Origin of the sequence: Sphingomonas sp. CFBP 13706, from assembly GCF_014842355.1 — a bacterium.
Taxonomy (GTDB): Bacteria; Pseudomonadota; Alphaproteobacteria; order Sphingomonadales; family Sphingomonadaceae; genus Sphingomonas; species Sphingomonas aerolata.
On record NZ_JACYVM010000006.1, the window covers coordinates 50,854 to 75,528 of the forward strand.

Genomic DNA, 24,675 nt, shown 5'->3' on the forward strand with positions numbered 1-24,675 from the left:
GCAATAGCCGGTCCGCGGTAACGTGACAGCGATGTCATGCAACGGGTTTCGACCTTGCGCAAAGTGCGTGACGCGCGGAATGGTTGCGCGGTGACGCACATCACGACGGGATCGAGCATGACAGACGACTTCATCACCAACCTCCCCAAGGCCGAACTGCATCTGCATATCGAGGGCAGCCTCGAGCCCGAGCTGATGTTCGCGCTCGCCGAGCGCAACAAGGTCACGATCCCGTTCAAGAGCGTCGAGGACGTGCGCGCGGCCTACAGCTTCACCAACCTCCAGACCTTTCTCGACATCTATTATGCGGGCGCGGCCGTGCTGCAGACCGAGGAGGATTTCCACGATCTGGCGCTCGCCTATTTCGATCGGGTCGCGCAGGACGGCGTGGTCCATGCCGAGATCTTCTTCGATCCGCAGACGCACACGCACCGTGGTATCCCGTTCGACGTCGTCGCCAACGGCCTGTTCGCCGGGATCGATGCGGCGCGGGCGAAGCACGGGATGAGCATCGGCCTGATCATGAGCTATCTGCGGCATCTCGACGAGGAGGATGCGTTCAGGACGTTCGAACAGGCCGAGCCCTGGCTCGACCAGATGATCGGCGTCGGGCTCGATTCGTCCGAGATGGGGCATCCGCCGTCGAAGTTCGCGCGCGTGTTCGAAGCATCGGCGGAAGCCGGGCTGCTGCTGTGCGCGCATGCCGGCGAGGAGGGCCCGCCCGCCTATATCCACGAGGCGCTCGACATCCTGCGCGTCGACCGGATCGATCACGGCAACCGTGCGCTCGAGGATTCGGTGCTGGTCGCGCGGCTCGCGCGCGAGGCAATGACGCTGACCGTGTGCCCATTGTCGAACGTCGCGCTGCGCAACGTCGACCGGATCGAGGATCACCCGATCGACCGGATGCTCGATCTCGGCCTGCGTGCGACGATCCATTCGGATGATCCGGCCTATTTCGGCGGCTATATCGGCGAGAACTACCGTCAGACTGCGCGTGCGCGCAACCTGTCGCGCGGGCAGATCGTCACGCTGGCGCGCAACAGCTTCCTCGGCAGCTTCCTCGATGACGAAGCGATCGCCGGGCATCTGGCGACCCTCGAGGCCTATGTGACCGCGCATCCGTGATCCGGCGCTTCCTATCGATCTTCGAGCCGTTCATCCTGATGCTGCTCGGCACCGTCGTACTGGCGAGCCTGGTGCCCGCGCGGGGACAGGCGGCGACGATCGTCGGCTATGTCGCCGACGTCGCGATCTTTCTGCTGTTCTTCCTTCACGGCGCGAAATTGTCGCGCGCGGCGATCTGGGACGGGCTGCGCAACTGGCCGCTTCACCTCGCCGTACTGGGGGTGACGTTCGTCGCCTTTCCCGCGCTTGGGCTCGGGCTGACCGCGTTGCCCTTCGTCGACGCGCGGATGGCGACGGGCGTGCTGTTCCTGACGCTGCTGCCCTCGACGGTCCAGTCGTCGATCGCCTTTACCGCGATCGCGCGCGGCAATGTCGCGGCCGCGGTCTGCAGCGCATCCTTTTCCAACCTGCTCGGCATACTAATCACCCCCGCGCTGGTCGCGTTGCTGATGCGGAGCGCAGGCAATGCCGGCGGGATGTCGATCGAGAGCGTCGAGACGATCATTGTCCAGCTGCTCGTGCCGTTCGTGGCGGGGCATGTGCTGCGGCCCTGGATCGGTGCATGGGTGACGCGGCGCAAGGCGATGCTGACGATCGTCGATCGCGGATCAATCCTGCTCGTCGTCTATGGCGCGTTCGGCGCGGCGGTGGTCGAGGGGCTGTGGAGCCGGGTGTCGCTCGGCGACCTGCTCCTGATCGGGCTGCTCTCCTGTGCCCTGCTGGCCATCGTGCTGGCGCTGACGCTGACCATCGCGCGGCTGATGCGGTTGCCGCGCGAGGATGCGATCGTGTTGCTGTTCTGCGGATCGAAGAAGAGCCTGGCGTCGGGGGTGCCGATGGCCGGCGTGCTGTTCCCCGCGGCGCAGGTCGGCGTGATCCTGTTGCCGCTGATGCTGTTCCACCAGATCCAGCTGATCGCCTGTGCGGTGATCGCGCGCCGCTATGCAGACCGGGCTGATGCGCGCGTGGAGGCGATGGCACCGGTGGCGTAACTGCCTTGGCTTATTTGCTTTTCCACGCGCGAAACGACATGGTCGCGGCTTGACGGAAAGGCCCAGCATCTGTGACTGATACCGCGTTGGACCTTACGGCCTGCGATCGGGAGCCCATACACATTCCCGGCGCGATCCAGCCGCACGGGCTGTTGCTCGTCGCCGATGCGGCGAGCCTGCGCGTCGTTGCGGGCGCGGGCGATATCGAGACGCGGCTGACCCCCGACTGGCTGGGCGCAGACCTCGCGACGCTGATCGGCCAGGACGTTGCCGCGCTGCTGGCGGAGCGATCGGGGCGCGGCAGCATGATCGGCGCTGCCGTCGGCACGCTGGTCGCGGGTACCAGCGAGCAGTTCCACATGGTCCTGCATGCGAGCGAGGAACACGTCCTCGTCGAGCTCGAGCCCGCCACGACGGCGCCGTCGAGCGCCGCGACCGTGCTCGGCTGGCTCGATTCGATGGCGACCGCGTTCGAGCGGTCGGGCAGTCTCCAGGCGCTGTGCGAACAGGCGGCGGTCGCGTTCCGGACGTTGACCGGGTTCGACCGGGTCATGGTTTATCGCTTTCTCGACGATGAATCCGGACGCGTGATGGCGGAGGATCGCGATCCCGCGCTGCACAGCTTCCTTAACCATCATTTTCCTGCGACCGACATCCCGAAACAGGCGCGCGCGCTGTATGTCCGCAACCGGACGCGCGCGATCCCGCATGCGGTCTATACGCCTGCGATCCTGCGCCCCGCAGGGTTCGAGACGCTCGACCTGAGCGACGTCGCGCTGCGCAGCGTGTCGCCGATCCATCTGCGCTACATGACCAATATGGGCGTCGTGGCGTCCGCGTCGATCTCGATCGTCAAGGACGGGCTGTTGTGGGGGATGATCGCCTGCCACAGCATGACGCCGCGGACGCTGGCGCCCGATATCCGCGCGACCGCGAGCACGCTGGCGAGCAGCCTCGCCCGACAGATCCGCGCGAAGGAGGAGGCCGAGGGATACCGCGAACGCCTGCGGCTGCGGTCGGTGGAAGACGTCGTCGTGCTCAAGATGGCCACCGAGGGCAGCGCACAGCGGACCGCGGCGGCGGTCGGCGACGACCTGCGCCGGATGCTGGCGAGTGACGGCTTCGCGCTCGTCCAGCACGGCGCGGTGCAGCGCGACGGCCAGTGTCCGGACGACAGAGACGTACTGGACCTGGTCGAGTGGATCCGCAGCCGCGGGACAGGCGACATCGTTTCGACGCATGCGCTGTCGACGCTCTACCCACCGGCGGAACGCTATCGGTCGAAGGCAAGCGGGCTGCTTGCGATGCCGCTGATCGACGAGGGCGCGGTGCTGTTGTGGTTCCGCGCCGAGCGGATCACCGAGATCGAATGGGCAGGCAATCCGCATAAGGCGACGTCGGGCGATCCCGCTGAACAGCTGACGCCGCGCACGTCGTTCGCGTCATGGACCGAAGAGGTGCGCGGCGAATCGCGGCGCTGGTCGCTCGAGGAGATCGAGGCCGGCTATCGCCTGCGTCGGATGTTCCACGACAGCTATGCGAGCAACCGGATGCGCGCGCTCAACCGCGAATTGCAGCGGACGCTGGCCGAAAAGGACGTGCTGATCGAGCAGAAGGACGTCCTGATGAAGGAGGTCAATCACCGTGTGCAGAACAGCCTGCAGATGGTCTCCGCCTTCCTCGCGCTGCAGGCCAAGGCGGCAGGCGACGCCAACGTCACAGCGCATCTTGCCGAGGCGCAGGCACGGCTGTCCGCGGTCGCGCTGGTGCACCGGCGGCTGTACCGCGACGACCAGGTCCAGTCGGTCGACCTCGCGCGCTATCTCGAGGAACTGGCGGGCGACATGAAGGGGACGCTGGGGCAGGACTGGGCAGCGCAGATGCGGCTCGACCTCGCGCCCGTGCTGATGCCGACCGACCGCGCGGTCAATGTCGGGCTGATCCTGACCGAGCTCGTCATCAACGCCAGCAAATACGCCTATGGCGGACAGCCCGGGCCGATCCTGATCGCGCTCGAGCAATATCGCAACCAGATCCGACTGATCGTCGCGGACAAGGGAGTGGGCCAGACCGGCACGCGCGTCGGGTTCGGCAGCCGGATGATGAACGCGGTGGTCGGGCGGCTGTCGGGATCGATCGCGCAGCATGACAACATGCCCGGGCTGCGCGTGATCATGACCGCCCCGATCGAGGACTGAGGCTCAGCGCGCGGCGGCGGCGCGGCGGTACAGATCGAAGGTCGCGCGCGCGCCGGTGATCGCCTCGTCGATCCAGACGTCCGATCCCGCAAGCGTCGCAGCGTTGTCGAGCGCGCCGAGCAGCTCGCGCCATTCGCCCGACAGATGGCGTGCGCCGAGATAGGCGGTCGGCAGCCCGTCGGGCACGGTACGCGCGAGCATGATGCCGCCGAGCCGCGATCCCTCCACGACATAGAGCGCGCCCCAGGCCGCCGCGTCGCCTGCGGGCAGCGTGAAGGGCAGGGGTGGAGGCATCGTCTCGCCCAGCGCCGCGAGGTCGGCGGCGAGGAGGGGCGTGCGGGGGGGGAAGCGCGGCAGGCCCGGGGCGGCTGCCAGTGCATCCTCCGCTGCGGGAAGCGCGCGCGCGTGCGCGTGGAGGAACGCGCGGTAGCTGTCGGGCGCAGCGAGGTCGAAGTCGCCATAGGCGGTGTCGACGCGGTCGTGATCGCCGCCGGTCGCGCTGCGCAGCGCGGCGACGATCGAGCGTGGCGGGTCGTTCAGCAGCATCGGCCACCGCCCTTGCCGCCGTAGCGCGCCTGCTCGCGGTCACGGAAGAACGCCGCGGGATCCATCGCCGCATGGCCGGGGTGATGCTCGGCCATGTGCTGCAGATAGGCGGCGTAGGAGGGCTGGCCGACCATCATCAGCGCGGTTTCGCGCGCGCGCGCCAGCAAGTGGCGGATGCGCGGCGTCATTCGGCCGGGACCAGCATGGGCGGAACCTCGGTCACGGTCGGGCGATCGACCTTCAGCGCCGCGCGGCAGCTGCGGATGCCGAAGGCGAGGATCGACACGACGACACCGAGGAACAGCGCGATCAGCGCCGCGTCGATGCGGTCGTTGAAGATGATCCGCTGCATCTCCGCCATCGTCTTGGCGGGCGCGAGGATCTCGCCGCGCGCCGCAGCGTCCGCGAACTTGGACGCATGCGCGAGGAAGCCGACCTTCGGATCGCTCGAGAACAGCTTCAGCAGCCCCGCGGTGATCGTGCACAGGCACAGCCACGCGGCGGGCAGGATCGTCACCCAGGCATAACGCTGGCGCTTCATCCGGAACAGCACGACCGTGGCCAGGATCAGCGCGACCGCGGCGAGCATCTGATTCGAGATGCCGAACAGCGGCCACAGCGTGTTCACGCCGCCGAGTGGATCGGTGACGCCCTGATAGAGGAAGAAACCCCAGGCCGTGACGCACAGCGCAGTCGCGACGATGCCCGGGCCGATCGCCGAGGCATTGCGGAACGACGGCACCACGAGCCCGATCAGGTCCTGCAGCATGAAGCGCCCGGCGCGCGTGCCGGCATCAACCGCGGTCAGAATGAACAGCGCCTCGAACAGGATCGCAAAGTGATACCAGAACGCCTTCATCGCCTGACCACCGATCAGGTTGCTGAAGATCTCCGCCATCGCGACCGCGAGCGTCGGCGCGCCGCCGGTGCGGCTGATGATGGTGGTCTCGCCGACGTCGCGCGCGGCCTGCGCGAGCGCCTCGGGCGTGATCGCGAAGCCCATGTTGGTGACCGCGGCGGCCGCCGACGCCGCGTCGGTGCCGAGCACCGCGGCGGGGCTGTTCATCGCGAAATAGATGCCGGGATCGAGGATCGTCGCACCGACCAGCGCCATAATCGCGACGAAGCTTTCCATCAGCATCGCGCCATAGCCGATAAAGGGTGCGTCGCCCTCGCTGGCGATCAGCTTGGGGGTGGTGCCGCTGGCGATCAGCGCGTGGAAGCCCGACACTGCACCACAGGCGATCGTGATGAAGAGGAAGGGGAACAGCCCGCCCGACCAGACCGGACCGCTGCCGTCGATGAACTTGGTGAGCGCGGGCATGCGCAGCGGCGGTGCGACGACCGCAATGCCGATAGCCAGCGCGACGATCGCGCCGATCTTGAGGAAGGTCGACAGATAGTCGCGCGGCGCGAGCAGCAGCCAGACCGGCAGAACCGACGCGACCGCGCCATAGCCGACCATCAGGATGCACAGCTGAACCGGGGTCAGCGTGAAGACCGGGCCCCAGAAGGCGGACTCGGCGACCTGGCCGCCATAGACGATCGCGAGCAGCAGGCCGATGACGCCGAGGATCGAGACCTCGCCGATGCGGCCCGGGCGGATCCAGCGCGTGTAGATCCCCATCGCGAAGGCGAGCGGGATCGTCGCCGCGACGGTGAACAGCCCCCACGGGCTGCCCGCGAGCGCGCGGACGACGATCAGCGCGAGCACCGCGAGGATGATGACCATGATCGCAAAGGCGCCGATCAGCGCGATCGTGCCTGCCACCGCACCCATTTCCATGCGGATCAGCTCGCCGAGCGAGCGGCCGTCGCGGCGCATCGAGATGAACAGGATCATGAAGTCCTGCACCGCGCCCGCCAGCACGACGCCGGCGAGGATCCAGAGCGTGCCGGGGAGATAGCCCATCTGCGCCGCGAGCACCGGCCCGACCAGAGGTCCGGCGCCGGCGATCGCGGCGAAATGGTGGCCAAACAGGACGTTGCGGTCGGTCGCGACATAATCGAGCCCGTCGGCGCGGCGGATGGCCGGGGTCGGGCGCGTCGCATCGAGCTGCATGACGTTGCGCGCGATATAGCGGGCGTAGAAGCGATAGGCGATCAGGTTGACCGAGACCGACGCGGCGACGATCCACAGCGCGTTGACATGCTCGCCGCGCTGGAACGCGACCACCGCGAGCGCGCACGCCCCGAGCAGGCTCATCGCACCCCAGCCGATCTTTTCGCGTAACGTCATGCGGTTGCTCCCCCGTCCGGTCCTTGTACCAGCCATCGCGGATTTGGCCGAGGAGCGCTAGGGGGGAGCGCTAGGGGGAGCCGCCTCAGACCTGTGAGTGGTGGCCCTTCAGCTCGTCGCCGACGATCCGGACGACATGCAGCACGTTGGTCGAGCCCGGCGTACGGAACGGCACGCCCGCGAGCACGATCACGCGGTCGCCCGCCTTCGCCATGCCGTGGCGCAGCGCCATGCGCTTCGACTTGGCGACCATGTCCTCGAACGATTCGACGTCGCGGGTGTGGACCGCATGCGTGCCCCACAACAGGCCGAGGCGGCGCGCGGTGTCCTGGCTCGGCGTCAGCACCAGCAGCGGCACCGAGGGCCGCTCGCGCGCGATCCGCCGTGCGGTCGAGCCCGAGGTGGTGAAGCAGATGATCGCGACCGCGGATACCGTCGCGGCGATGTTCTTCGCCGCCTCGGCCAGCGCGTCGGCGGTCGTCGGATCGGGCTTCATCACGGTGAAGTGCATGCGGTCGCCATGCTCGGGATCGGCCTCGACCGACACGCCGATCGCGTCCATCATCGCGACCGATTCGACCGGCCATGCGCCCGCGGCGCTTTCCGCCGAGAGCATGATCGCATCGGCACCGTCATAGACCGCGGTCGCGACGTCCGAGACCTCGGCGCGCGTCGGCGAGGGTGAGGTGATCATCGATTCGAGCATCTGAGTCGCGACCACCACCGGGCGGCCCATGCGGCGCGACACCTCGACGATGCGCTTCTGCAGCGGCGGCACCGCCTGCGGGGGCATTTCAACACCGAGATCGCCGCGCGCGACCATCACGCCGTCGCACGCCTCGACGATCTCCTCGAGCCGCTCGATCGCGGCGGGCTTCTCGATCTTTGCGAGCAGCGCGGCCTTGCCGCCGATCAGCTTGCGCGCTTCCCACAGATCCTCGGGGCGCTGGACGAACGACAGCGCGATCCAGTCCACGCCCTGGTCGACCGCGAAGTCGAGATCGCTGCGATCCTTCTCGGTCAGCGCGGCCATCGGCAGCACGACGTCGGGGACGTTCAGCCCCTTGTTGTTCGACAGCGCACCGCCGACCTCGACGCGCGTCGTGATTTCGCGCGGGCTGTGCGAGACGACGCGCAGCACCAGCTTGCCGTCGTCGAGCAGCAGGCGCGCGCCCGGCTCGATCGCGGCGAAGATCTCGTCATGCGGCAGCTCGACGCGGGTCGCATCGCCCGGCGTCGTGTCGCGGTCGAGCACGAAGGTCGAGCCGGTTTCGAGCACGGTGCGGCCGCCGTCGAACTTGCCGACGCGCAGCTTGGGACCCTGAAGATCGGCGAGGATCGTCGAGGGACGACGATATTGCTTCTCCAGCGCACGAATCGCCTGGATCACCGCTATCTTCGACTGCTGGTCGCCGTGGCTCATGTTGATGCGGAACGCGTCGGCGCCGGTGCGGAACAGCGTCGCGATCATCTCGGGCGTGCTGCTGGCAGGGCCTAGCGTCGCGAGGATGCGGACTTTGCGCGAGCGGGGTGCGATGGCCATGGTCATGCGTTGCGTTTCCTGGGGGAGGTCTTTGCCGCCACGGGCCTTAAACCCTATCTCGGTGGGATCAACTACGGAGCATACGAATGAACCACGATAGCGACACGCTGGACACACTCGACGATGCCGTAGCGGCGCAGGCCTTTCGCCGGCTGATCCGCCACCTGCGCCACCGCGACGATGCGCAGAATATCGACCTGATGGGTCTGGCGGGATTCTGCCGCAACTGTCTGTCCGACTGGGTCGAGGAGGCTGGTGGTCTCGACAAGGATGCGGCGCGCGAGGCGGTGTACGGCATGCCCTATTCGCAGTGGAAGGCGCAGCATCAGGGCGACGCCACGCCGGAGCAGCTCGAACGGATGAAGCAGAGCGTCGCCAAGAATGCGGTCGTCTGACCCGGGGTCGCTTGAGCCGCGAACGGTTACCGCCTAGACGCGGCGCCGCACTTGCAGCGGCGCGATTCATCGGCGGTCCTTGGGACCCCGGTCGCCGCATGCGGGTCTGTGTTTCGAGCGAATGGGGACGAGTATCATGACGGACGAACGCCAACACGGAATGGGCGGCGGCGCGGTCGCAGCGGACGAACTGCGCCTGCTGATCGAGCGCGCCGAGCGTCTTGAAGAAGAGAAGAAGGGTATCGCGGACGACATCAAGGACGTGATGGCCGAGGCCAAGGGCCGTGGCTACGACCCCAAGGCGATCCGCAAGATCCTGTCGATCCGCAAGAAGAAGAAGGAAGAATATCAGGAGGAGGAGGCGATCCTCGAGGTGTATCTCCAGGCACTGGGGATGATCTGACGATCGGTCTCTGCGCGGTGTCTCCCTCGCGATGCGTCATCGACGCCGGGGTGGACGCCGCGTCAACGTCGACGCGGTAGCGGTGAGCCATGCTCGTATCGATCGCTGCGGCGTCATTTCTGTTTCTGGTGATCAACGCGGTCACGGTCGCCGCGTTCGCGCTGGACAAGCGCCGATCGCTGGGCGGCGCATGGCGCATCCCCGAATCCCGTTTGCTCTGGTTCGTCGCGCTCGGTGGCAGCCCCGGCGCCTTCTGGGCGCGCCGTCGTTTTCGCCACAAGACTCGCAAGCAGCCGTTCGTCGGCCGGCTGCAGATGATCGCGATCGTGCAGATCGGCGTGGTCGCCGGACTGGTCTTCGCTTTCGCGTTCTAATTAAGCCGCCTCTGCCGGCAGCGTCGTCCAGCCGAGTCCCGGGATCGTGATCGAGCGCTTGCCCGCCAGGTCTGTGCGGCAGACGATCAGGTTGCGGCTCTCGATATAGCCGATCAGGCGCTTCACCCGGCCAAGCGAGCTGGTGCCATAGGTCGCGGCGATGCGCGCGTCTGAGGGGCAGGGTTCGCCCTCGCGTGCGGCGCGTGCGACCAGCAGGAACGCGCCGAGCATGTCGTCGGGCAGCCCGCTGGCGACATCGAGCGCCGCGGTCCACGCCTCGTCGGTCATGTCGAAGATCCCGGCGCGTGCGCAGCTCAGCCGGCGGACGAAGCCCGGCAGATCGAGCGGGGGCTTGGCGAGGCCGCCCATCCGGCATCGCACCTGGAAGTCCTGGAACAGCACCGAGGGCGGGCGCAGCGTCGATTCGGGATCCTCGACGATTGCGCGGAACACGTCGGCATAAACCGCCTCGACCTCGTCATCGGTCTTCTCGGGCGGCGGGGGCGCGGCGGTGCGTGGCTCGGGCGGGCGGGCGATACCGTCGAGCAGTTCTTCCGCCGGAACACGCCGCGGCCGCGAATCGAAGAGCAGGCCAAGTTCGGGCGCGTCGACCACCGGCTCGGACAGCAGGTCCTGCAGGTCCATCGGCGCGGCACTCGGCAGCGGGGTGAGCTTGGGGCTGCCGCTGCGCGCCGAGGTGGCGACGTCGCCGATCTTCACGGTGATGGGGCGGCGCGAGACCGCGGGGCCGAGTGCCATGAACGTGCCGCGCTGGAGGTCGCGGATCGCCTCCGCCTGACGCCGCTCCATGCCGAGCAGATCGGCGGCGCGTGCCATGTCGATGTCGAGGAAGGTGCGGCCCATGAGGAAGTTCGACGCCTCCGCCGCGACGTTCTTCGCGAGCTTCGCCAGACGCTGAGTCGCGATCACGCCGGCAAGACCACGCTTGCGGCCGCGGCACATCAGGTTGGTCATCGCCGCGAGCGAGGCACGGCGGACCTCTTCGGACACCTCGCCGCCGGTGACGGGCGCGAACATCTGCGCCTCGTCGACGACCACCAGCACCGGATACCAATGCTCGCGCGGCGCATCGAACAGCGCAGAGAGGAACGACGCGGCACAGCGCATCTGCCCCTCGACTTCGAGTCCCTCGAGGCTGAGCACAGCGGACGTCCGGTGTTCGCGCAGTCGGGTGGCGATGCGCGCGATCTCGCGTTCGCTATAATCGCCCGCCTCGATCACGACATGGCCATGCGGGCCCGCGAGCGTCACGAAATCGCCCTCCGGGTCGATCACGATCTGCTGGACATGCCCCGCCGACCGTTCGAGCAGGCGGCGCAGCAGATGCGATTTTCCTGATCCCGAATTGCCCTGCACCAGCAGGCGCGTGGCGAGAAGTTCCTCCAGGTCGACGCCGACGGCCGTACCATTGCCGTCGGTGCCCATATTCACGCTAACCGTCATGCCGCGCGTTTGGCAGGTGCGGGCGCATCGGGGCAAGGAGTCTTTCGCGGGTCTCGTCGCAAGCGCGGTTTTGCGCGCTGGCTTAATCCGCAATCGCGGTTACGCCTTTCGCCATGGCTACATCCTCTCCGCTTGACGATCTCTCGCACCGCCTGCTCGGCAAGCCCCCCGGCGAGCTCAACGACGAGCAGCGCCGCGTGCTCGCGGGGATCGAGGCGGGGACCACGGTCAGTCGCGACGCCGCCGACGTGGCCGACGAACGCGCGACGTTCGGCGAGCGGCTCTCGGACCGGGTTGCGGCGGTCGGTGGGTCGTGGGGGTTCATCATCGCGTTCACTGCGGTGCTGCTCGGCTGGATGATCCTCAATTCGGACATCCTCACCCATTTCAACGCGGCGTTCGATCCCTATCCCTACATCTTCCTCAACCTGCTGCTGTCGACGGTCGCGGCGATCCAGGCGCCGATCATCATGATGAGCCAGAATCGGCAATCGGCGAAGGACAGGCTCGCCGCGAGCCTCGATTACGAGACCAATCTGCGCGCCGAGCTCGACATTTTGCGCGTGCATCACAAGATCGACCATCTGGTGCTCGCGCGGCTCGACGCGATTGAGGCGAAAATCGATGCTCTGGCGAAATCGGGTGCCGGAGCCTAAGAGCGGCGCATCAGCTATAGAGGCACAGATGGCAGGCCATTCCAAATATAAGAACATCATGCATCGCAAGGGTGCGCAGGATAAGAAGCGCTCGTCGGCGTTCAGCAAGCTCAGCCGGGAAATCACGGTTGCGGCCAAGATGGGCCTGCCCGATGTCGACATGAACCCGCGCCTGCGCGCGGCGGTGAATGCGGCCAAGGCGGCGTCGCTGCCCAAGGAGAACATCCAGCGCTCGATCGACAAGGCGAGCCGCGGCGATGCCGAAAATTACGAAGAGATCCGCTATGAGGGCTTCGGGCCGGGCGGCGTGTCGCTGATCATCGAGGCACTGACCGACAACCGCAACCGTACCGCAACCAACGTGCGCGTCGCGGTCGGCAAGAATGGTGGTAACCTAGGTGCCGGCGGGTCGGTCAGCCATGCGTTCGACCGCGTCGGGCTCATTTCCTATCCGGCGAGCGCGGGCGATGCCGACACGGTGTTCGAGGCTGCGCTTGAGGCGGGGGCCGAGGACGTGACGTCGAGCGAGGACGGGCACGAGGTCTGGACCGCGCAGGGCGATCTGCACGAAGTCGCCAAGGCGCTCGAGGCGAAGCTCGGCGAGGCCGAGGGCGCGAAGCTCGCTTGGCGGCCGCAGACGATGGTCGCGGTCGATGCGGACGATGCGGCGACGTTGTTCAAGCTGATCGACGCGCTCGACGATGACGACGACGTGCAGACGGTGTGGGGCAATTACGAGATCTCGGACGAGATCATGGAGACGCTGGGTTGAGCCAGTGAGAAGAAGGATTGGTTCGCGCGGAGACGCGGAGGCGCGGAGAGAGACGCTTCGCGCACGCGTCTTCCGCGCCAGCGGCGTTTCGGCGGTAGTCCAGCCCAGTGGAATGAAGGTCGCGCTAACGCCCGACGATGGTCAAGAGCGCACCCCCTCCGCGCCTCCGCGCCTCCGCGCGAACCAGTCTTCTTTCTTCTCATGATCATTCTAGGACTAGACCCCGGCCTCGGCACCACGGGATGGGGCGTCATCCGTGCGGACGGTAACCGGCTGAGCCATATCGCCAATGGCCAGATCCGGACCGATCCGTCGATGGCGCTGCCGCGGCGGTTGACGGCGTTGTATTCGGCGTTGCTCGACGTCATCCGTGCGGAGCGGCCGGATGGCGCTGCGGTCGAAGAAGTGCTCGGCAACACCAATGCGCAGTCGACGCTGAAGCTGGGGCAGGCGCGCGGCGTGGTGTTGCTCGCGGCGGCGGGGGCGGGGCTGCATATCGGCGAATATCACCCCTCGACCGTCAAGAAGGGCGTCGTCGGCACCGGCGGCGCGGACAAGAAACAGATTCAGGCGATGATGGCGGTGTTGCTGCCCGGCGCGAAACTCGCCGGCCCCGATGCCGCCGACGCGCTGGCGGTGGCGATCACGCATGCGCATCATGTCGCGAGCGCGGCGGCGCTGTCGCGACGCACGGGAGTAGGCGCATGATCGTCCATCTGAAGGGCCGGCTCGATTCGACCGGGATCGACCATGCGGTGATCGATGTCGGCGGGGTCGGCTATCTGGTCGGCGCGTCGGCACGCACGCTGTCGGCACTCGGGCCGATCGGCGAGGCCTGCACCGTCTTCACCGAACTGCTGGTCGGCGAGGATTTCCAGCGGCTCGTCGGATTTTCGAGCGCGGACGAGCGCGACTGGTTCCGGTTGCTGACCGCGGTGCAGGGCGTCGGCGCGCGGGTTGCGCTCGCGATCCTGTCCGCGCTTGAACCCGTCGACCTGTCACGGGCGATCGCCAGCGGCGACAAGGCGATGGTCGCGCGCGCGAACGGCGTCGGGCCGAAGCTCGCCCAGCGCATCGTCATGGAATTGAAGGACAAGGTCGGCGGGATCGCGCTCGGGCTCGGGCCCGCGGTGGTCAATGCGGCGCCAGGGGCGTCGGCGGATGCGGTGTCGGCGATGCTCAACCTGGGGTTCCGGCCTGCCGAGGCGAGCGTCGCGGTGGCGGCGGCGGACGAGGAACTGGGGCCGGGCGCGACGCTCGACGCGCTCGTCCGGCTGGCGCTGCGCAAGGCGTCGAAGCCCTAGTCTCAGTCGGTCTTCGGCCGTTTCGCGGACCGGCGGGGCGCGGGGCCGGGGCCGAACGCGTCGAGCGCATCGGCATTGGTGCGGCCCCAGTCGTAGAGCAGATTGACCGGCTCGACGAACCGCCTGCCGAGCGGCGTCAGGCGATATTCGACCGCGGGGGGCATCGTCGCGAGTACGTCGCGCAAGATCAGCCCGCTGGTCTCCATGTCGCGCAGCGTCTGCGTCAGCATCTTCTTCGAAATGCCGGGCAGGCTGCGGTGGAGGACGCCGGTGCGCGCGCCGCCCTCGTGCCGCGCGTCGAGCGTGTGGAGCACCATGCTCGTCCATTTGGTCGCGAACAGGTCGAGCACCCGGCGCGGTGCGCAATCCTCGCGCCAGTCGTCGGCCACGGGGGCGGGATCGTGACCGGGGGGCGTTGTCATGTTGGGTCCCTGAACGTCGCTGGGTCCCGAAAGGTGCCCGGGGCCCCGAATGGTGCCGTCTAGAACGCGTCGCTGGCGATGCCTAGCTACTGCGTTCAAGTGAAACGGAGAATGACGATGGCCCGGACGGCATTGGTGGTTGGGACGAGCGGTATTGTCGGCAGCGCGACGGCGGCGCTGCTGATCGAACAGGGATGGACGGTCCATGGCCTCGCGCGGCGTCCGTCCGACCAGCCCGGCGTACACCCGGTCGCCGCCGACCTGACCGACGCGGCAGGCACCGCCGCCGCGCTGAAGGATCTGGCGCCCGACGCGGTGTTCATCTCGACCTGGTCGCGCCAGGCGACCGAGGCGGAGAATATCCGCGTCAACGGCGCGATGGTCCGCAATCTGCTCGATGGCCTGCGTCCTGCAAAGTCGGTGCGGCATGTCGCGCTGGTGACGGGCCTCAAGCATTATCTCGGGCCGTTCGAGGCATATGGGAAGGGCGTGCTGCCGCAGACGCCGTTCCGTGAGGAGCAGGGCCGGCTCGAGGTCGAGAATTTCTATTACGCGCAGGAGGACGAGGTGTTCGCGGCGGCCGAGCGCGACGGCTTCAGCTGGAGCGTGCATCGTCCGCATACGGTGATCGGCAAGGCGGTCGGCAATGCGATGAACATGGGGACGACGCTGGCGGCCTATGCGACGCTGTGCCGCGAGACCGGGCGGCCGTTCCGCTTTCCGGGATCGGCGGCGCAGTGGAACGGGCTGACCGACATGACCGACGCGCGTCAGCTCGCGGCGCAGCTCGTCTGGGCGACGACGACGCCCGAGGCGGCGAACCAGGACTTCAACATCGTCAATGGCGACGTATTCCGCTGGAGCTGGATGTGGTCGCGGATCGCCGACTGGTTCGGGATCGAGGCGGCGCCGTTCGACGGCACGGTCGTGCCGCTCGAGGAGCAGATGGCCGATGACGCGGTGGTGTGGCAGCGGATTGCAGAGCGCGAGGGGCTGGTCGAGGCCGATCTCACGCGCCTCGCATCGCCGTGGCACACCGACGCCGATCTCGGCCGGCCGATCGAGGTCGTCACCGACATGGGCAAGAGCCGGCGGATGGGCTTTACGCGCTATCAGCCGACCGACGACGCGTTCTTCGACCTGTTCGCACAGCTGCGCGCGGACCGGCTGATCCCATGAATCTGGTAGGCCGGTCGGGCGGGACGCGCGCGACGGGGTGACAGGGGCGGGCGTGAACGGGTAGGGAACGGGCTTGATGACCGATGCCGAACGCCTGCTCACGCCAGCCCGCCGCCCCGAGGACGTGGATGCGGCGCTGCGCCCCAAGAATCTCGACGAATTCGTCGGGCAGAAGGCCGCGCGCGAGAATTTGCGGATCTTCATCCAGGCGGCCAAGGCGCGCGGCGATGCGCTCGACCATGTGCTTTTCTTCGGGCCGCCGGGGCTCGGCAAGACCACGCTCGCGCAGATCGTCGCGCGCGAGATGGGGGTGGGGTTCCGCGCCACCTCGGGGCCGGTGATCGCCAAGTCGGGCGACCTTGCCGCGCTGCTGACCAATCTCGAGGATGGCGACGTGCTGTTCATCGACGAGATCCATCGGTTGCAGCCCGCGGTCGAGGAGGTGCTGTACCCGGCAATGGAGGACCGCGCGCTCGACCTGATGATCGGCGAGGGGCCCTCGGCACGCAGCGTGCGGATCGACCTGCCACGCTTTACTTTGGTCGGCGCGACGACGCGGCAGGGGCTGCTGACGACGCCGCTGCGCGATCGCTTCGGCATTCCGGTGCGGCTGCAATTCTATACCGTCGATGAGCTCGAACGCGTGGTGACGCGTGCGGCTGGGTTGCTCGGGCTCGCGATTTCGAAGGACGGGGCGATGGAGGTGGCGCGGCGCGCACGCGGCACGCCGCGCATCGCCGGGCGGCTGCTCCGCCGGGTTCGCGATTTCGCCGACGTCGCGGGCGCCGAGATCGTCGATGCGCGCACCGCCGACGCCGCGCTCAACCGGCTCGAGGTCGATGCGCTGGGGCTCGACGCGATGGACCGGCGCTATCTGATGATGATCGCCGACATCTATCGCGGCGGTCCGGTCGGGGTCGAAACGCTGGCGGCAGGCCTCAGCGAACCGCGCGATACGATCGAGGAGGTGATCGAGCCCTATCTGATCCAGCTCGGCCTCGTCGCACGGACCGCGCGCGGGCGGTGCATGAACGCGGGCGGCTGGAAGCATCTGGGCCTCAATCCGCCGGTCGGGAGCCAGGACGGGTTGTTCGACGTTTGAGGCGGGGCATGCAGCAATGACGATAGACCGGGCTTGCGCAGAAGAATACTTTTGTTGCGTGGCACCCAAGCGCTTGATCTGGTAGCTCCTCCCCATGCCCGTTTCGGCCGCCGCCTCCGCCCGCGAGATCCTCACCAGCCTTCACGACGTGATGGCCGCGCGCACGACCGCGCAAGCCAAGCTCAATTCGGTCGTCGGCATCATCGCCGCGGCGATCGATAGCGAGGTCTGTTCGATCTACCTGCTGCGCGAAGGCGTGCTCGAGCTATTCGCGACGCGCGGCCTTGCGCAGGAGGCGGTGCACGTCACCAAGCTGGCGCTGGGCGAGGGGCTGGTCGGCACGATCGCGCAGCAGGTCGAGGTGCTCAATCTCGACGAGGCGGCGAGCCATCCCGATTTCGCCTACAAGCCCGAGACCGGCGAGGAGCGCTATCACAGCTTTGCCGGGGTTCCGATCATCCGGCGCGAACGCGCGGTCGGCGTTCTTGCGGTGCAGCATGCCGAAACGCGCAAATATCAGGACGTCGAGATCGAGGCGCTGCAGACCGTCGCGATGGTGCTGAGCGAGCTGATCGCCAATGCCGGGCTAATCGACACCGCGGGCGGCGGGTCGGATCGCCCGCAATCGACCGCGGCGATGCGGATCCCGGGGCAGAAGCTGGTCGACGGGATGGGCGCGGGCTTTGCCGTGTTTCACCAGCCGCGCATCCATATCGAGCATACCGTCGCCGAGGATACCGATGCCGAGCGGCACCGCGTCTATGCCGCGTTCGACAAGATGCGCGAAGGCATCGAGCGGATGACGCGCGAGGCCGAGTTCGGCGTCGGCGGCGAGCATGAGGAGGTTCTCGAAACCTACAAGATGTTCGCCTATGACGAGGGCTGGGCGCGGCGGATCAACGAGGCGATCGATTCCGGCCTGACTGCGGAGGCGGCGATCGAGCGCGTCCAGCAGCGCACCCGCCAGCGGATGCGGCAGATCGACGATCCGCTGCTCGCCGACAGGATGCACGATCTAGAGGATCTGGCGAACCGTCTGCTGCGGATCGTGTCGGGCCAGATGGGTACCGCCGCGCAGATGGGGCTGCGACAGGACACGATCCTGATCGCGCGTAATCTGGGGCCGGCCGAACTGCTCGAATATGACAAGCGCCGGTTGAAGGGCGTGATCCTCGAGGAAGGATCGCTCACCGCGCACGTGACGATCGTCGCGCGGGCGATGGGCGTGCCGGTGCTCGGCCGTGTCCGCGACGTCCGGCGGTTGATCGCCGAGGGCGACCTGCTGCTGCTCGACAGCGCCGACGCCAATGTGTTCGCGCGGCCCTCCGCGGCGATGGAGGAGGCGTTCGAGGCGCGGCTTGCGCTGCGACAGAAGCGCAGGGCCGCATTCGCTGCGCTGCGCGACGTGCCGCCGATCACGAAGGATGGCCACCGGCTGACGCTGATGGTCAATGCCGGGTTGCGCGACGATGCGGCCGCGCTCGACATCACCGGTGCGGACGGGATCGGCCTGTTCAGGACCGAATTCCAGTTTCTCGTATCCGCGACGCTGCCGCAGCGCGAGCGCCAGCAGCGGCTGTACCGCGAGGTGCTGGAGGTGGCGGGCGATCGGCCGGTGATCTTCCGGACCGTCGATATCGGCGGCGACAAGGCGCTGCCCTATCTCAACAAGGCCGCCGCGGATGAGGAAAATCCGGCAATGGGCTGGCGCGCGCTACGGCTGGGGCTCGAGCGCGACGGGCTGATGAAGGTGCAGGCGCGCGCGCTGCTGGAAGCGGCCGCCGGTCGGACGCTCAACGTCATGTTCCCGATGGTCAGCGAGCCCTGGGAGTTCGACGAGGCCAAGGCGCTGTTCGAGGCGCAGCGGAGCTGGCTGGCGGGGCGCGGGCGCAAGCTGCCGACGACGATCCGCTACGGCGCGATGCTCGAGGTGCCAGCACTTGCCGAGATGCTCGACATCCTGCTGCCCAAGATCCAGTTCCTCTCGGTCGGCACCAACGACCTGACGCAGTTCCTGTTTGCCGCCGACCGCGCCAATCCCAAGCTCGCCGAGCGCTATGACTGGCTGAGCCCGTCGATCCTCCGGTTCCTCGCCCGGCTCGTCGAGCCTGCGCGCGCCGCCGGTGTCGATCTCGGCGTGTGCGGCGAGATGGGCGGGCGGCCGCTCGAGGCGATGGCGCTGGCGGGGATCGGGATCGACCGGCTGTCGATCACCCCGGCGGCGGTCGGGCCGATCAAGGCGATGGCGCGCTCGCTCGATCTGGCGGCGATTACCGCGAAGATGACGGCCTTGCTCGCCGATCCACCGCGCGACATGCGCGCCGTGCTGACCGACTGGGCAACGGAAAACGGTGTCGAGCTGGCCTGACGCGCGGGTTTCGCTAGGGCCTTCGCGTTGACATGGGTTATTGGCTCTGGAACATGACCCGCCTTGATGGGCGCGCGCTACAGCCCATAATCGGAGACAAGAATGGACGACGTCGCAACCGGGCAGATCCCTCCGCCCGCCTCGCCCGAACGGGCCGGCGATATCCTGCGTGCAACGCGCGAGGCACAGGGGCTGACGATCGCCGATGTCGGGAGCCGGACGCGCGTGCCGCTGCGGCATCTCGAGGCGATCGAGGCGTCTGATTACGCGACTTTGCCGTCGTCGACCTATGCGGTCGGGTTCGCCAAGGCCTATGCGCGCGCGGTTGGCGCGGATGAGGTGCGGGTGGCCAATCTCGTGCGCGCCGAGCTTGGCAAGATCGTGCGCCGCACGCCCGAATACGAACCCTATGAAATGTCCGATCCGTCGCGCGTACCCTCGCGCGGCGTGGCGGTGATCGCGCTCGGCATCGCGCTGGCCGTGCTGATCCTCGTCGGCATCTGGTACGGGACCGACCTGTTCCGTGGCGGCGCGACCACGTCCGGGTCTGCGGCGGGATCGGTGGCGACGGTCGCCGAAGTGCCCAGCCCGACGCCGGCCTCCCCCGCAGCGGCGCCCGCGGCGCCGGCGCTGGAGACCGGGCAGGTCACGCTTGCCGCGACCGACGAAGTGTGGATGCGCGTCTATGATGCCGACAACAAGACGCTGTATCTGGGGACGATGAAGGCCGGCGATCGGTTCGACGTGCCGCGTGACGCGAAGGATCCGATGATCAACGTCGGTCGCCCGGACAAGCTGACGGTTACGCTCAACGGCTCGAACGTGCCGCCGCTGGGAACCGGCGAACGCGCGATCAAGGACGTCCGCGTCGGCGCCCCGGCGATCGCCGCACGGCTCAACGGCGCGCCTGCCGCGAGCGGTGGCGATGCCGCTGCCGAGGGGGCACCGGGCAATGCATCGGGAACGCCTTAAGGCTGGCGACAGGAATGATGTTGCAGCTATATCGCTCGTCTTATCCAGTGCCCCGGGGGGTATAGCCCATGCATAAGTCCATCATCGTCGGCATCCTGCTTGCCGGTGCATCGCTGCCCGTTGCTGCATCCGCACAGTCGAACGTCGAAGGTCGTGTCGGCAAGCTCGAGAGCGAGATGCGCGCGGTCCAGCGCAAGGTGTTTCCGGGCGGGGCCGGGCAGTTGTTGCAGCCCGAGGTGACGGGGCCGCAGACGACCGCGGGCCCCGGTCCCGGCACGCCCGCCACCAGCGCGGTCGCCGATCTCGCGCAGCGCGTGACCTCGCTCGAACAGCAGATCGCGTCGATGACCGGGCAGGTCGAGCAGACTGAGTACAAGATCCGCCAGCTGCAGGAGCAGTTCGACGCGTATCGGCGCGCGACCGACGACCGGATGAAGCTGATCGAGACGGCCCGGACGAACAGCGCGCCCGGTGCAGCCGGATCGGCCGTCGAGGGTACGGGTGGTCCGGACGAGGACGCCGGGCCGCCGGCGCGGCCCTTGGGGGCCACCGCCGCCGCGCGGCCAGCAAACGCGGTCGAGAAGCCGTCGACCGGCAATCCGGCCGAGGACGAGTATCTCTACGGCTATCGGCTGTGGGCGGCCAAGAGCTATGCCGAGGCGCAGACGCAGCTGAAGAAGGTGGTCGCGACCTATCCGAAGGATCGGCGCGCGAGCTATGCACAGAATCTGCTTGGCCGCGCCTATCTGGACGAAGGCAAGCCGAGCCTCGCGTCGATGGCCTTCTACGACAATTACAAGAAGATGCCCGATGGTGAACGGGCGTCCGAAAGTCTTTATTATCTCGGCCAGTCGCTGACCAAGCTGAACAAGTCCGCCGATGCGTGCAAGGTGTATGACGAGCTCAACGACGTCTATGGGGCCAAGCTCTCACGCGACATGACCGCCAAGGTCGCTGCCGGACGAGCCACCGCCAAGTGCAAGTGAGCGCAGATTGCGGCGTGTGGTGGCCGGCAGGATGAGCGATCCTGTCCTCACCGAGGAGGCCCAGCGTTTTGCAGCGGAGGTCGCGAGGCTTGGCGCGGGGCTGACATCGCCCGTGCTGGCGGTGTCGGGCGGACCCGACAGCATGGCGATGCTGACGCTCGCGCAGGAATCGCTCGGGACCGGTTTCACCGTGGCCAGCGTCGATCATCGTCTGCGCCCCGAAGCCGCGGGCGAATCGGCGATGGTGGCGGCACATTGCGCGACGTTCGGAATCCGCCACGCGACGCTGGCGCCGACCGAGCCGATCACCGGGGCCAGCATCCAGGCGCAGGCGCGCGGCGTCCGCTATGCGCTGCTCGCGGACCATGCGCGCGCGATCGGTGCGGGATGCGTGCTCACCGCGCACCACGCCGACGACCAGGCCGAGACGTTCCTGATGCGCGCCGCGCGCGGGTCGGGACTGGCGGGGCTGGCAGGCGTGCGCGCCCGGACCGAGGTCGCGGGCATCCCCGTCATCCGGCCGTTGCTCGACTGGCGCCGGGCGGAGCTTCGCGCGATCGTCCGCCGCGCCGAGGTGCCGTTTTTCGACGATCCATCCAACCACGACGATCGGCATGACCGCACGCGGTTTCGTCGGCTGCTCGTCGCGAACGAATGGCTCGGCACGCCCAATCTGGCGCGCGCGGCTGCGGCACTGGCGGAGGCGGATGCCGATGTCCGCGCTGCGGTCGAATGGCTCTGGGACGACCGTGCGAAAGTCGCGGCGGGCGAGGTCCGGCTGACCGTCGGCGACGTGCCGCGCGAGTTGTTGCGCCGGATGGTCCGGCGCGCGATCGGCGTGGTGCGTGATGCGGTGACGGAGGCCGCACGCAACGATGCCGGGCAGGACACGGACGCCACGATCGAGGGCGACTGGAGCGCGGCGGTCAATATCGAACGGCTGCTCGATGCGCTGATCGCGGGCAAACGCGCGACTCAGGCGGGGGTGATCGCATCGCCCCGCGCGGGTGTCTGGCGCTTCCGTCCCGCGCCACCGCGTCGCTCGGTGTAGATTCGTCCCGCGCGGACACATTGATTGCTGCCAAGTCGCGGCTTGTTCCATTGCCATTAACCTGCGCGCGCTTATCTTGTAGGTTCGAAAGGTATCCGGCACCCATGAACGACAATGACAATCGAGGGGACAACCGCGGCAACAAGCCACAGGGCCCCGAAAATGGCAGCCCGTGGATGAAGAGCCTGCTCATATGGGTCGGCATTCTCGTCGCACTGGCGCTGTTCGTGACCATGTTCGACGGCCGCACCGCGACCTCGAGCGGCAACACGATCGCCTATTCGGCGTTCCTCGACAAGGTCGACGAGGGCACCGTCAAGGACGTGAACATCTCGCGCGACATCATTTCGGGTACGTTGTCGAGCGGCGAGAAGTTCAAGGCCTATCCGATCCAGGACGCGACGCTGGTTCCCAAGTTGCGCGAAAAGGGCGTGGCGATCAGCGCGAAGCCTGAGGAAGGGCCGTCGATGCTGGCGCTACTCCTCTATCAGTCGCTGCCGTTCCTGCTGTTCCTCGGCATCGCCTTCTTTGTCCTGAAGCAGATGCAGAAGAATTCCGGGTCTGGCGCGATGGGCTTCGGCAAGAGCCGCGCGAAGATGCTGACGCAGAAGGAAGGCAAGGTCACCTTTGCCGACGTCGCGGGCATCGACGAGGCGCGTGAGGAACTGGAGGAGATTGTCGAGTTCCTGAAGGACCCGACCAAGTTCGCCCGTCTCGGCGGCAAGATTCCCAAGGGCGCGTTGCTGGTCGGCTCGCCCGGTACCGGCAAGACGCTGCTCGCCCGCGCGATCGCCGGCGAGGCTGGTGTGCCGTTCTTCACGATCTCGGGTTCCGATTTCGTCGAGATGTTCGTCGGCGTCGGCGCGAGCCGCGTGCGCGACATGTTCGAGCAGGCCAAGAAGTCCGCGCCGTGCATCGTCTTTATCGACGAAATCGATGCGGTCGGTCGTCATCGTGGCGCCGGTCTCGGCAACGGCAATGACGAGCGCGAGCAGACGCTGAACCAGTTGCTGGTCGAGATGGACGGCTTCGAGGCGAACGAAGGCATCATCATCATCGCCGCGACCAACCGTCCTGACGTGCTCGATCCTGCGCTGCTGCGTCCTGGTCGCTTCGATCGCCAGGTCGTCGTGCCGCGGCCGGATATCGAGGGCCGGATCAAGATCCTCGAAGTGCACATGAAGAAGGTGCCGCTGGCACCCGACGTCGATGCCCGCGTCATCGCACGCGGTACGCCGGGCTTTTCGGGCGCGGATCTCGCCAACCTCGTCAACGAGGCGGCGCTGCACGCGGCGCGCAAGGGCAAGCGTCTGGTGGCGATGGCTGAATTCGAAGAGGCTAAGGACAAGGTCATGATGGGCGCCGAGCGTCGCTCCATGGTCATGACCGATGACGAGAAGCGGATGACCGCGTATCACGAGGCCGGCCATGCCGTTGTTGCGATGCACGAGGCTGCCTCGGATCCGATCCACAAGGCGACGATCATCCCGCGCGGTCGTGCGCTGGGCATGGTCATGCGTCTGCCCGAGCGTGACAGCTACAGCTATCACCGCGACAAGATGTACGCGAACCTCGCGGTGTCGATGGGTGGTCGTGTCGCCGAGGAGGTCATCTTCGGCTACGACAAGGTCTCGTCGGGCGCGAGCGGCGACATCCAGTACGCCACGGGTCTGGCACGCGACATGGTCACGCGCTGGGGCATGTCGGACAAGGTCGGGCCGCTAGAATATGGCGAGCCCGAGGGTGAATCGTTCCTCGGTTACTCGTCGAGCCGTCCGTCGCGCATGTCGAATCAGACGGCGCAGCTGATCGACGACGAGATCAAGCGGATCGTCGAAGGCGGTCTCGACCGCGCCAAGCAGGTGCTGAGCGATCATGTCGACCAGCTCCATACGGTCGCGGGCGCGCTGCTCGAATATGAGACGCTGACGGGTGATGAGATCAAGCAGCTGATCGCTGGCGAAGATCTCGACCGGCCAGATCCGGGTGCGAAGGCGAGCCTCGTACCAAAGGCGGGGACGTCGATCCCCAAGACCCGGCGACCCAATGGGCCGTTCGGAACGCCGACCCCGCTAGGCGCCTGATCCGGTTCAGCGGCTAGTCAGCTAAATGCCTCCATGGGCGGTCTTTTCTTCGGAAAGGCCGCCCATGTCGTATGTGCTTCCCAAGGCCGTGATTGCCGCGATGCTCGTGGGCGGGATGGCGATGCCCGCGTCCGCGGCGATGACCGTGGGGACGTTTCTCGCCCGCGCCAATGCATTGCGGGATCAGGGGCCGATGGCGCTGATGTCGCCCGACTTCCCGGCATTGAAGGCGGAGGCGAAGGCCGCGACGACGCAGCTGAAGGCCGAGCGTGCGGCACGCGCCGCGGCCGGCAAGCCGCCGATCGCCTGCGTCCCCGAGGGGGAGTCGGTGGGGATCATGGACATGCTCGACGGCCTGTCGGACTTGCCGGCGAGTTATCAGAAGCGGCCGTTGAAGGACGGCTATGCGCGCGTTCTGGCGAATTTATACCCGTGTCGGTGAGCGGGTGAGCAAGTGAGCCGGACGCGGGGAGGGGCTCGTCGAGGCGAAGCCGAGC

Annotated in this window: 24 protein-coding genes; 18 read left to right on the top strand and 6 right to left on the bottom strand. The window is 67.5% G+C overall.

Features of this window, described 5'->3' with window-relative positions; genetic code table 11:
* The first annotated feature begins 117 nt into the window (after window positions 1–117).
* From IFS44_RS12715 to IFS44_RS12725, 3 genes are all read left to right on the top strand, one after another.
* Window positions 118–1,128: an adenosine deaminase gene (locus IFS44_RS12715; RefSeq protein ID WP_192098705.1), complete on the top strand. Its 1,011-nt coding sequence runs from the start codon at window positions 118–120 to the stop codon at window positions 1,126–1,128.
* Window positions 1,128–2,120 (top strand): bile acid:sodium symporter family protein, encoded by a 993-nt coding sequence (locus IFS44_RS12720; RefSeq protein WP_446740858.1) that lies wholly within the window; start codon window positions 1,128–1,130, stop codon window positions 2,118–2,120. Before IFS44_RS12715 ends, IFS44_RS12720 begins: the two co-directional genes overlap by 1 nt.
* Before the next feature lie 71 nt (window positions 2,121–2,191).
* Window positions 2,192–4,318, top strand: coding sequence for a histidine kinase dimerization/phosphoacceptor domain -containing protein (locus IFS44_RS12725; RefSeq protein WP_192098706.1), 2,127 nt, complete (start codon window positions 2,192–2,194; stop codon window positions 4,316–4,318).
* A 3-nt stretch (window positions 4,319–4,321) separates the two neighbouring features.
* Here IFS44_RS12725 and IFS44_RS12730 read toward each other — a convergent pair whose 3' ends face one another.
* The 4 genes from IFS44_RS12730 to pyk form a co-directional block, all read right to left on the bottom strand.
* A complete protein-coding gene (locus IFS44_RS12730) occupies window positions 4,322–4,864 on the bottom strand; it encodes a biliverdin-producing heme oxygenase (RefSeq protein ID WP_192098707.1) in 543 nt (180 codons plus the stop codon).
* On the bottom strand, window positions 4,855–5,052 hold the full coding sequence (locus tag IFS44_RS12735; protein WP_107931579.1) for a YbdD/YjiX family protein: 198 nt from the start codon (window positions 5,050–5,052) through the stop codon (window positions 4,855–4,857). The genes IFS44_RS12730 and IFS44_RS12735 overlap by 10 nt, the downstream gene beginning before the upstream one ends.
* Window positions 5,049–7,103, bottom strand: coding sequence for a carbon starvation CstA family protein (locus IFS44_RS12740; RefSeq protein WP_042466965.1), 2,055 nt, complete (start codon window positions 7,101–7,103; stop codon window positions 5,049–5,051). The genes IFS44_RS12735 and IFS44_RS12740 overlap by 4 nt, the downstream gene beginning before the upstream one ends.
* Before the next feature lie 85 nt (window positions 7,104–7,188).
* Window positions 7,189–8,652 carry a pyruvate kinase gene (pyk, locus tag IFS44_RS12745; RefSeq protein ID WP_056408891.1) on the bottom strand — a complete coding sequence of 488 codons (1,464 nt, stop codon included), beginning with the start codon at window positions 8,650–8,652 and terminating at the stop codon, window positions 7,189–7,191.
* Window positions 8,653–8,732: 80 nt separating this feature from the next.
* On the opposite strand from pyk, the gene IFS44_RS12750 reads away from it, so the two are divergent.
* The 3 genes from IFS44_RS12750 to IFS44_RS12760 all read left to right on the top strand — a co-directional run bounded on the left by IFS44_RS12750 (window position 8,733) and on the right by IFS44_RS12760 (window position 9,818).
* Window positions 8,733–9,041 (top strand): DUF1244 domain-containing protein, encoded by a 309-nt coding sequence (locus tag IFS44_RS12750; RefSeq protein WP_031395221.1) that lies wholly within the window; start codon window positions 8,733–8,735, stop codon window positions 9,039–9,041.
* 160 nt (window positions 9,042–9,201) lie between these two features.
* Window positions 9,202–9,444 carry a DUF2312 domain-containing protein gene (locus IFS44_RS12755; RefSeq protein ID WP_197975315.1) on the top strand — a complete coding sequence of 81 codons (243 nt, stop codon included), beginning with the start codon at window positions 9,202–9,204 and terminating at the stop codon, window positions 9,442–9,444.
* Between the two features lie 89 nt (window positions 9,445–9,533).
* Complete coding sequence (locus IFS44_RS12760; RefSeq protein ID WP_192098708.1) at window positions 9,534–9,818, top strand: DUF1294 domain-containing protein; 285 nt, start codon at window positions 9,534–9,536, stop codon at window positions 9,816–9,818.
* Here IFS44_RS12760 and IFS44_RS12765 read toward each other — a convergent pair whose 3' ends face one another.
* Window positions 9,819–11,282 carry an ATP-binding protein gene (locus tag IFS44_RS12765; RefSeq protein WP_107045068.1) on the bottom strand — a complete coding sequence of 488 codons (1,464 nt, stop codon included), beginning with the start codon at window positions 11,280–11,282 and terminating at the stop codon, window positions 9,819–9,821.
* Between the two features lie 113 nt (window positions 11,283–11,395).
* Between IFS44_RS12765 and IFS44_RS12770 the strand changes: the two genes are divergently transcribed.
* The 4 genes from IFS44_RS12770 (at window position 11,396) to ruvA (ending at window position 14,014) form a co-directional block, all read left to right on the top strand.
* Window positions 11,396–11,938 (top strand): DUF1003 domain-containing protein, encoded by a 543-nt coding sequence (locus tag IFS44_RS12770; protein WP_056679038.1) that lies wholly within the window; start codon window positions 11,396–11,398, stop codon window positions 11,936–11,938.
* A 28-nt stretch (window positions 11,939–11,966) separates the two neighbouring features.
* On the top strand, window positions 11,967–12,710 hold the full coding sequence (locus IFS44_RS12775) for a YebC/PmpR family DNA-binding transcriptional regulator (RefSeq protein WP_031395214.1): 744 nt from the start codon (window positions 11,967–11,969) through the stop codon (window positions 12,708–12,710).
* Window positions 12,711–12,911: 201 nt separating this feature from the next.
* The gene (ruvC, locus tag IFS44_RS12780) at window positions 12,912–13,418 is read left to right on the top strand and encodes a crossover junction endodeoxyribonuclease RuvC (protein ID WP_031395213.1); all 507 of its coding nucleotides are present in this window, start codon (window positions 12,912–12,914) and stop codon (window positions 13,416–13,418) included.
* A complete protein-coding gene (gene ruvA / locus IFS44_RS12785) occupies window positions 13,415–14,014 on the top strand; it encodes a Holliday junction branch migration protein RuvA (RefSeq protein ID WP_031440320.1) in 600 nt (199 codons plus the stop codon). Before ruvC ends, ruvA begins: the two co-directional genes overlap by 4 nt.
* Before the next feature lie 2 nt (window positions 14,015–14,016).
* On the opposite strand, the gene IFS44_RS12790 is transcribed toward ruvA, so the two are convergent.
* Complete coding sequence (locus IFS44_RS12790) at window positions 14,017–14,436, bottom strand: winged helix-turn-helix transcriptional regulator (RefSeq protein WP_192098709.1); 420 nt, start codon at window positions 14,434–14,436, stop codon at window positions 14,017–14,019.
* A 117-nt stretch (window positions 14,437–14,553) separates the two neighbouring features.
* Between IFS44_RS12790 and IFS44_RS12795 the strand changes: the two genes are divergently transcribed.
* The 8 genes from IFS44_RS12795 (at window position 14,554) to IFS44_RS12830 (ending at window position 24,620) form a co-directional block, all read left to right on the top strand.
* Window positions 14,554–15,615 carry an SDR family oxidoreductase gene (locus tag IFS44_RS12795; protein ID WP_192098710.1) on the top strand — a complete coding sequence of 354 codons (1,062 nt, stop codon included), beginning with the start codon at window positions 14,554–14,556 and terminating at the stop codon, window positions 15,613–15,615.
* Window positions 15,616–15,691: 76 nt separating this feature from the next.
* Window positions 15,692–16,717: a Holliday junction branch migration DNA helicase RuvB gene (gene ruvB / locus IFS44_RS12800; RefSeq protein ID WP_031440317.1), complete on the top strand. Its 1,026-nt coding sequence runs from the start codon at window positions 15,692–15,694 to the stop codon at window positions 16,715–16,717.
* A gap of 94 nt (window positions 16,718–16,811) precedes the next feature.
* Entirely contained in the window at window positions 16,812–19,085 is a 2,274-nt protein-coding gene (gene ptsP, locus IFS44_RS12805) for a phosphoenolpyruvate--protein phosphotransferase (RefSeq protein ID WP_031396191.1), read from the top strand.
* Window positions 19,086–19,187: 102 nt separating this feature from the next.
* Window positions 19,188–20,057, top strand: a complete 870-nt coding sequence (locus IFS44_RS12810; protein ID WP_192098711.1) for a helix-turn-helix domain-containing protein — start codon at window positions 19,188–19,190, stop codon at window positions 20,055–20,057.
* Between the two features lie 68 nt (window positions 20,058–20,125).
* Entirely contained in the window at window positions 20,126–21,043 is a 918-nt protein-coding gene (locus IFS44_RS12815) for a YbgF trimerization domain-containing protein (RefSeq protein WP_192098712.1), read from the top strand.
* Window positions 21,044–21,074: 31 nt separating this feature from the next.
* Entirely contained in the window at window positions 21,075–22,094 is a 1,020-nt protein-coding gene (gene tilS / locus IFS44_RS12820) for a tRNA lysidine(34) synthetase TilS (RefSeq protein WP_192098713.1), read from the top strand.
* A 104-nt stretch (window positions 22,095–22,198) separates the two neighbouring features.
* Window positions 22,199–24,178 (top strand): ATP-dependent zinc metalloprotease FtsH, encoded by a 1,980-nt coding sequence (ftsH, locus tag IFS44_RS12825; protein ID WP_031396187.1) that lies wholly within the window; start codon window positions 22,199–22,201, stop codon window positions 24,176–24,178.
* Between the two features lie 64 nt (window positions 24,179–24,242).
* The gene (locus IFS44_RS12830) at window positions 24,243–24,620 is read left to right on the top strand and encodes a hypothetical protein (protein ID WP_236559115.1); all 378 of its coding nucleotides are present in this window, start codon (window positions 24,243–24,245) and stop codon (window positions 24,618–24,620) included.
* The last annotated feature ends 55 nt before the right edge of the window (window positions 24,621–24,675 follow it).

Coding starts and splice junctions, on each gene's coding strand:
- IFS44_RS12770 (WP_056679038.1), top strand. CDS start 11,396: ATGGCTACATCCTCTCCGCTTGACGATCTCTCGCACCGCCTGCTCGGC.
- IFS44_RS12775 (WP_031395214.1), top strand. CDS start 11,967: ATGGCAGGCCATTCCAAATATAAGAACATCATGCATCGCAAGGGTGCG.
- ruvA (WP_031440320.1), top strand. CDS start 13,415: ATGATCGTCCATCTGAAGGGCCGGCTCGATTCGACCGGGATCGACCAT.
- ptsP (WP_031396191.1), top strand. CDS start 16,812: ATGCCCGTTTCGGCCGCCGCCTCCGCCCGCGAGATCCTCACCAGCCTT.
- IFS44_RS12810 (WP_192098711.1), top strand. CDS start 19,188: ATGGACGACGTCGCAACCGGGCAGATCCCTCCGCCCGCCTCGCCCGAA.
- ruvB (WP_031440317.1), top strand. CDS start 15,692: ATGACCGATGCCGAACGCCTGCTCACGCCAGCCCGCCGCCCCGAGGAC.
- pyk (WP_056408891.1), bottom strand. CDS start 8,652: ATGACCATGGCCATCGCACCCCGCTCGCGCAAAGTCCGCATCCTCGCG.
- IFS44_RS12755 (WP_197975315.1), top strand. CDS start 9,202: ATGGGCGGCGGCGCGGTCGCAGCGGACGAACTGCGCCTGCTGATCGAG.
- IFS44_RS12740 (WP_042466965.1), bottom strand. CDS start 7,103: ATGACGTTACGCGAAAAGATCGGCTGGGGTGCGATGAGCCTGCTCGGG.
- ftsH (WP_031396187.1), top strand. CDS start 22,199: ATGAACGACAATGACAATCGAGGGGACAACCGCGGCAACAAGCCACAG.
- IFS44_RS12760 (WP_192098708.1), top strand. CDS start 9,534: ATGCTCGTATCGATCGCTGCGGCGTCATTTCTGTTTCTGGTGATCAAC.
- IFS44_RS12735 (WP_107931579.1), bottom strand. CDS start 5,052: ATGACGCCGCGCATCCGCCACTTGCTGGCGCGCGCGCGCGAAACCGCG.
- IFS44_RS12790 (WP_192098709.1), bottom strand. CDS start 14,436: ATGACAACGCCCCCCGGTCACGATCCCGCCCCCGTGGCCGACGACTGG.
- ruvC (WP_031395213.1), top strand. CDS start 12,912: ATGATCATTCTAGGACTAGACCCCGGCCTCGGCACCACGGGATGGGGC.
- tilS (WP_192098713.1), top strand. CDS start 21,075: ATGAGCGATCCTGTCCTCACCGAGGAGGCCCAGCGTTTTGCAGCGGAG.
- IFS44_RS12795 (WP_192098710.1), top strand. CDS start 14,554: ATGGCCCGGACGGCATTGGTGGTTGGGACGAGCGGTATTGTCGGCAGC.
- IFS44_RS12765 (WP_107045068.1), bottom strand. CDS start 11,282: ATGACGGTTAGCGTGAATATGGGCACCGACGGCAATGGTACGGCCGTC.
- IFS44_RS12830 (WP_236559115.1), top strand. CDS start 24,243: ATGTCGTATGTGCTTCCCAAGGCCGTGATTGCCGCGATGCTCGTGGGC.
- IFS44_RS12730 (WP_192098707.1), bottom strand. CDS start 4,864: ATGCTGCTGAACGACCCGCCACGCTCGATCGTCGCCGCGCTGCGCAGC.
- IFS44_RS12750 (WP_031395221.1), top strand. CDS start 8,733: ATGAACCACGATAGCGACACGCTGGACACACTCGACGATGCCGTAGCG.
- IFS44_RS12715 (WP_192098705.1), top strand. CDS start 118: ATGACAGACGACTTCATCACCAACCTCCCCAAGGCCGAACTGCATCTG.
- IFS44_RS12815 (WP_192098712.1), top strand. CDS start 20,126: ATGCATAAGTCCATCATCGTCGGCATCCTGCTTGCCGGTGCATCGCTG.